The sequence below is a fragment of the Streptomyces sp. NPDC001156 genome (genome assembly GCF_053598275.1).
Genome location: NZ_JBSFJX010000557.1, coordinates 1 through 1,226, shown reverse-complemented (window position 1 = coordinate 1,226; position 1,226 = coordinate 1). Strand labels below are relative to the sequence as shown.

General features: G+C 69.1%; 1 protein-coding gene. It reads left to right on the top strand.

Annotated features, from left to right (window positions below; all coding sequences use genetic code 11):
• Positions 1-1,203 (top strand): ISL3 family transposase (locus ACWDA7_RS53100; RefSeq protein ID WP_450615445.1); only part of this gene is annotated, 1,203 nt, incomplete at its 5' end.
• Positions 1,204-1,226 lie beyond the last annotated feature (23 nt).

Sequence of the window (1,226 nt, the reverse complement as noted above, 5' to 3'; positions counted from 1 at the left end):
TTCGGCGACGACCGCGTGATCGTGGACGTGGCCCTGAACCGTCGGCGCCTGGCCTGCCCGGAGACCGGCTGCGGCTACACCACCCGCGCTCGGTACGACACTCGGCCGGTCTCCTCCTGCTGGCGGCATCTGGATCTGGGCCGCTGGGGTCTGGTCGTGCGCGCGAACCTGCGCCGCCTGGGCTGTCCCGAGCACGGCGTCAAGGTCGAGGCGGTGTCCTTTGCTCGGCACCGTTCCGGCTTCACTCGCGACTTCGAGGACGTCGTGGCCTACCTGGCCACCCGCACCGACAAGACCACCATCACCCGCCTGCAGCGCGTCGACTGGGACACCGTGGGCCGCATCTGCGCCCGCGTGGTCGCCGAGGGCATGGACACCGACCGGCTCGAGGGCCTGGTCGCCATCGGCGTGGACGAGGTCTCCTGGAAGAAGCACCACAACTACCTCACCCTGGTCGCCGACCACACAGGGAAGAAGATCGTCTGGGGCGCGGAGGGCAAGGACAGCGAGACGCTGGACCAGTTCTTCACGGAGCTCGGCCCCGAGCGCGCCGCACAGCTGGCCGCGGTGAGCATGGACATGGGCCCGGCCTTCGCCAAGAGCGTCCGCAAGGAAGACCACGCCCCGCAGGCGGTGATCTGCATCGACCCCTTCCACGCCGTCAAGCTCGTCGGCGACGCCCTGGACACCGTGCGGCGGGAAGCCTGGAACGAGATGCGCGGGCTCGGTGACCAGGAAGGGGCGAAGAAGTTCAAGGGCGCTCGCTGGTCCCTGCTCAAGAACCCGGAGAACCTCACCGACGAGCAGGCCTCTACCCTGCGCAAGCTCCGCCGCAAGGGTGGCGGCATCTGGCGCGCCTACCGCCTCAAGGAGTCCTTTCGGGCGATCTTCGCCGGCGACCTGGACGCCGAAGAGGCCGGGGAGTTGATCGATCGCTGGACCTCCCAGGCGCAACGATCCCAGCTCCCCGCGTTCGTCAAGGCCGCCAGGACCATCCGCAAGTTCCGCGACGGGATCCTGGCCTCGATCCGCCTGAGGATCAACAACGGACGGGCGGAAGGCCTGAACAACCACGTCCGCCTTCTGATCCGCCGCGCCTACGGCTTCCACACCGCCACCGCAGCACTCTCGCTGGTCATGCTCACCTGCGGCCCCATCACCCTCGTCCTGCCGTGGGAGCGACCCCCCACTCGCACCGGCTGACCCACACCGATGCCGGGAGAGCC